The sequence below is a fragment of the Methylobacterium sp. GC_Met_2 genome, assembly GCF_026540795.1.
Taxonomy (GTDB): Bacteria; Pseudomonadota; Alphaproteobacteria; order Rhizobiales; family Beijerinckiaceae; genus Methylobacterium.
In genome coordinates, this window is sequence record NZ_JALNUM010000206.1 from 1 (window position 1) to 4819 (window position 4819).

General features: G+C 70.7%; 4 protein-coding genes. 1 reads left to right on the forward strand and 3 read right to left on the reverse strand.

Annotated elements, in window-relative coordinates; genetic code table 11:
* Window positions 1-1305: 1305 nt before the first annotated feature.
* Window positions 1306-1650, forward strand: coding sequence for a hypothetical protein (locus OXS49_RS32545; RefSeq protein WP_243997865.1), 345 nt, complete (start codon window positions 1306-1308; stop codon window positions 1648-1650).
* A 22-nt stretch (window positions 1651-1672) separates the two neighbouring features.
* Here OXS49_RS32545 and OXS49_RS32550 read toward each other — a convergent pair whose 3' ends face one another.
* The 3 genes from OXS49_RS32550 to OXS49_RS32560 form a co-directional block, all read right to left on the reverse strand.
* The gene (locus OXS49_RS32550) at window positions 1673-1891 is read right to left on the reverse strand and encodes a hypothetical protein (protein WP_243997863.1); all 219 of its coding nucleotides are present in this window, start codon (window positions 1889-1891) and stop codon (window positions 1673-1675) included.
* Between the two features lie 224 nt (window positions 1892-2115).
* Complete coding sequence (locus OXS49_RS32555; RefSeq protein ID WP_267428648.1) at window positions 2116-2784, reverse strand: winged helix-turn-helix domain-containing protein; 669 nt, start codon at window positions 2782-2784, stop codon at window positions 2116-2118.
* A gap of 115 nt (window positions 2785-2899) precedes the next feature.
* Window positions 2900-3994 carry a replication protein RepA gene (locus tag OXS49_RS32560; RefSeq protein ID WP_244006708.1) on the reverse strand — a complete coding sequence of 365 codons (1095 nt, stop codon included), beginning with the start codon at window positions 3992-3994 and terminating at the stop codon, window positions 2900-2902.
* Window positions 3995-4819 lie beyond the last annotated feature (825 nt).

Genomic DNA, 4819 nt, shown 5'->3' on the forward strand with positions numbered 1-4819 from the left:
TCGGGCGGGCGAGCGGGCGGAGTCGGCGTGGCATCGCGGACCGGCCGGAACCGGCGCCTGCGTCTGTCATGCGGGCGGCCCGCAGCGATCCGATCGGCGTCGCGCTCGTTGGCGTTGCCGACCCGGATCAGGGTGCTGCGCGGGATGACGAGGCGGCACCGCAACGGGAGCGGACGCCGGAACCCGAAGGGTTCGGACGGAAACCGGAGGATCCCGGCGCGGGGAGGGCGCTCGGACCGCCCTCACCCGGATCGCCCCGCCTCTGCCCGACGGCGCCCTGTTCGGATGACGCGGCGCCGCTCGGCATCATCGGCCATGGAAGCGTCCAGGGCGAACCGTTTTCGGACGTGCCAGGATGCACACCCAGCCCCCCTCACCCCGCCCAACGGATCGTTGTAGTTCCATAATATATCTTATGCGAACGACGGATAGGGTCTGCGGCAGGCTGGTGGATCCCAGCGGGCTGTGTCCGAGCCGGCGCTCGAACACGGCTGGCAGCCGTGCCCCACGACCGTCCGGGGACACGCGGCCGGACGGTCGCCGCAGGATCCCGCGGCAAGCCAAGACCCAATCCCGGGCACTCGGCCGGGCGAGCCTGGGCGAGGGCGGTTCAGGCGCCCTCCCCGCGCCGCTGTCTTGCGCATGCGAGGCGGTTGAGCACCGCCTGCAGCCGCGCTTCCACGCGCGCCTCATGGTGGTGCGGGCGGGTTGGAGCGGGGCTCGATCGCGTTGCTCACGGAACACGACCGTGCGCCGCGTTGTGGCAATCCCACCCAATCCCCTCATCCTGAGGTCACCGCGAAGCGGGCCTCGAAGGAGGGCTCCAGGGATCGCAACGCCGGCTGGAGCTCGCCTTCGAGGCCGCCGTTACGCTCCGGCCCCTCAGGATGAGGGAAGTGGATTGGACAATCGACGCGAGGCCTTCCCGGTCTGGTGTCGTGTACCGTGCGCGTTGCAATCGCGTTTGGCTCCAAGCCCTTGTTGTGACGCGCGCTCTTGCGCCGAACCGGTGCCCCCTTCGTCGGAGAGCGCCCGCGCCTTCCGCGACACAGCCCGAGGCAGGAGACCGACCGGGGCCGGAGATCGGCCCGCCGGCACCGCGCGGATCACGCCCCGTCGCGCGCTCCTGTCTCGGATGCCGATCGACATTGGCCAATGCAGTCCAGCATTCAACGAAGAATGATAAAGACTTGTTAATCCTAAATCTTTGCCCGTCTTTAACAGGCCCCACCCTAGATTCGCCCGCCGGTCGGTCTCGTCACGGGGATTCGGGCGGCGGGATCGTTCGCATCAGGAGCTTCGTCGATGCTCAGGTTCCTCACGGCTCCGGCCGCCTGTTTGATCCTCTGCGGCGCCGCCGCCGCGCAGGACTTGCCCGGACTCGCGTCGCTGGGCCCGCCCGATCTGGGGCAGCTGAGCGAGCGGGTCCCCGAGCGGAAGGTCGAGACCGGCCCTCTCGAGGGCGACCCGTCCGTCTCGCACGTGCTCGGGACCAGCGAGAGGCCCCCCGGCGACCTCGCCCCGCGCGGTGCCGAACCGGGCAAAAGCCAGGCCGTCGCCGATCTCAAGAGTGCACCCGGACCCGCCAAGCCCTGGTGTGCGCAGGAGCGCCGGATCGGAACCGGGGCCGGCTTCTGCATGGTGAACTGACCCGGCCTGCCCGGCTGCCGCCTCACGAGGCCGCGTAGACCGAGACTTCGTCGAAGGTTGCGTCGGGCCCCGGCGCGTAGGTGAGGGAGGCGGCCAGCAGCAGCAGCACGGTCGCCCCGATGAGCGCGGCGACGAGCAGGCGCGTGAGGCGTTCCGCGTGTGCCCGGGCGGCGTGGATCACGGCGCAGCCGAGCATGAAGACGCAGGCCTGCGCGGCCGGATTGGCGAGCGCCACCGTCATCGCCCCAATCCCGGTGCGCGCTCAAGGGTCCGATCCCCGTCGTGTCCGCCCATGACACCCCCTCCCCGGCCCGAAGAACCCGTGCGCGGCAAGGGCGCGGCAAGGGCGCCGTGCCGCAACGCGACCAGTCCGATCAGGTTTCCCGGCCCTGTACGTCCCCGATATGAGGGACATCGGGCCCGATCGGGCGCAGCGTCGCGCATTCGTGACCGGCCGGCGGTCCGTCAGGGATGCGCGGGATCCGCCGCCCGATCCGCCGCCAGCCCGTAGGTGGCCTCGCCGACCCGCCGGAGGGGGCCGCCCGGGCCGGAGCGCTTCCACAACCGGGTGTTGAGGCCCGCCACGGGGTCACGGCCCGGCAGGGTGAAGCCCTGCGCCGTCAGGACGTCCAGGATCTCCGCCGCGTGCAGCGGCCGACCCGCCCGCGCGAGGGCCGTGCAGGCGGCCTCCACCACGGCCCGGCCGTAGCGCCGGGCCCCCGCGACATCGTCCGTGAAGGCAACGGCCGGCGGGACGCCCTCCGGCACTGCCTGGACCCCGGACGGACCCGGGGCGGGCGATCCGGTGGCCGCGAGGTCCTGGCCGGACGCGCGTGCCGCACGCGGCGCGGGGTCCGGCGCAGGATCCGACGGACGGGCCCGGGGCCCGGCGGGATGGGCGGCCAGGGTCGTGTCCCGCTCGAAGGGTCGAACGGCCGCCGGGACGGGCCCGGTATCCGGGTTGGACCCGTGCGCCCCTGCCCCTGCGTCTATCCCCGCCTCTGCCTTCACGGCCCCCAGGCGGCGACCGAGTTCCTGATAGAGGACGAGATCCGCGATCTCCCGGTCGAGCGCCTCCCGCTGGCGCCGCAGGGCCGCGAGCCGCATCTCGATCTCGGCATCCGACAAACCCATCGACCGTTCCTTTCCACCGGAAGGAACATAACGCCTATTCCATCTGGTGGGAACAGGTTTCGGGACGGCGTCGTCGTTCCATAGAGAATGAACGCTCATTCCCTATGGAACAATTCTATTCCCTGGCGCGCAACCGCTTGCCCTTCGAGGCCGGCCGGGGCGGCACCAGCAGGGCACTGGGATCGGCCGGGTGCAGGGTCAGGCCGTTGTCGTCGAGCACGAGCGGCAGGCGCGGGAAGACCTCGCCCAGATGGGCGAGATCCGCCTTGAAGGCCTGCCGGAAGCTGCGGATCGAGGCGTTCTCGGCCCCGAACTGCGCGTGGAGGTTGGTCCAGGTCAGCCGCAGCGGGCGCTGGAGGGACCGCAGCCGGTAGCCGGTCCAGAACAGCAGGTCGAGCTTGCGGGCCGAGCCCGAGAAGGCCCGGGCGGCCCGGATGTCGACCGGCAGGGCGTGCCGGATCAGGGTCTCGTAGAATTCCGGATCGAAGCGCACGGTGCGCTCCGCGGTCTCGTCCCCCTCGCCGGCCCGGGGGCGCCACAGCTCCAGGCTGCGGAAGGGCGGGACGTTGAGGGTGGTGGCGCTGTCGCGCCCGTCCCAGAGGCCGATCTGCATGGAGCAGGCGGCGAGCCGGTTCAGCTGTTCCTTGAACTGGCGGATGGTGCCGCGCTCGCCGCCGGTCACCGCAAAACCCATCTCGCGCATGAAACCCGACAGGGTCTCGGCGACCTTCACGGTGGGGCTGCGCTGGCGCACCGCCTCGGTGCAGAGGTGGAGCAGCATCAGCCGGGCCTTCGGCCCGTAGGGCAGGCCCTGCGGCGCGAAGGCACCGGTCTCCGGATCCTTGATGCGCCCGGCGATCAGGCTCAGCGAGTTGCGCCCGTAGGTCCGGGAGAATTCGCGCACCGGCCCGGGATCGCGATAGGGCAGGCCGCACAGCGCCAGCACCGAGTGGATGTGCTGGAGGCTCGAGGGCAGCGCCGGCTCGCTCTCGATCACCAGCCGCACGGCGTCGCGGCGGCGCTGGTCGCGGGACAGGCCGGACCGGCGCCGCTCCTCTTCACCGAGGAGGGCGGTCTGCGCGTCGCGCTCGCGCTGGCGATGCAGGACGTGCTCGACGATCTGCGCGAACAGGAAGCCGCCCCGCGCCGCCTCGATCTCGGCCCGCAGGTCCGGATCGTGGATTGCGGCGATCTTCTCCTCGATGGTCATCGCCCCTCGGCCCGAATGGCACGGACGCCCCTCCCCGGTGGGCGGGGAGGCGGCCCGATCCTGCCATGCCACGATTCGGCCGCCGGGGCGCGGATCCGATCCGGCTTGTCCCGGCAATCCACGGTTCCCCGCGCCCTGCATCGCCTGCATCCCCTGCATCGCCTGCGGTCGGGCGCGGGCTTACGCAGAGTCGCATACGGGCCGATCCGACCGTCCCGCCCCACGCAGAGTTCGATACGCCCCGGTCCGGGCATTCCGTCCCCGTTATCCACCGCGCCGGGCCCGAATCCGCGCCGAATCCGATACGCGGATGCGCAGACTCCGATACGCCACCCCGCCGATCCGGCGCAGATTCCGATACGGCCGCACGCAGAGTTCGATGCGGCACCGCGCAGAGTCGGATGCGCAAAGTACCCTCAACCCCTTCGGTCAGATAGCGAATTCGGCTCCCCATATAGTCTGCTGAACTGACTCTCTGAAAGAGTCTTCTAGATAGTTTTCCTACTGAGCCAGAGCGCGTTCGTTTTGGAGAACGGTCGATTGGAGATGGGAATTTCACAGGGGCAGAAGGGAATATGCGCGACTTGTCCACATTCCGTGCTGAGCCCCCAGCCCGGGAGGCTCCCTGCCCCACCGAGCGGGAGCCGGCTTGACGCGAACGACGGCGACCGGTTTCTCGGTCCCCTCAAGAAGGCCATGCCCCAAGACGGCCATGTCCAGGAAAGGCCCTGCCGATGTCCCGCTCACCCGTCGCGTCCCCATGACGGACCGCCACAACGACGATCGCCCCCCCGGAAGCCGCTTTCCCAAGGGCTGGCCGCCGGG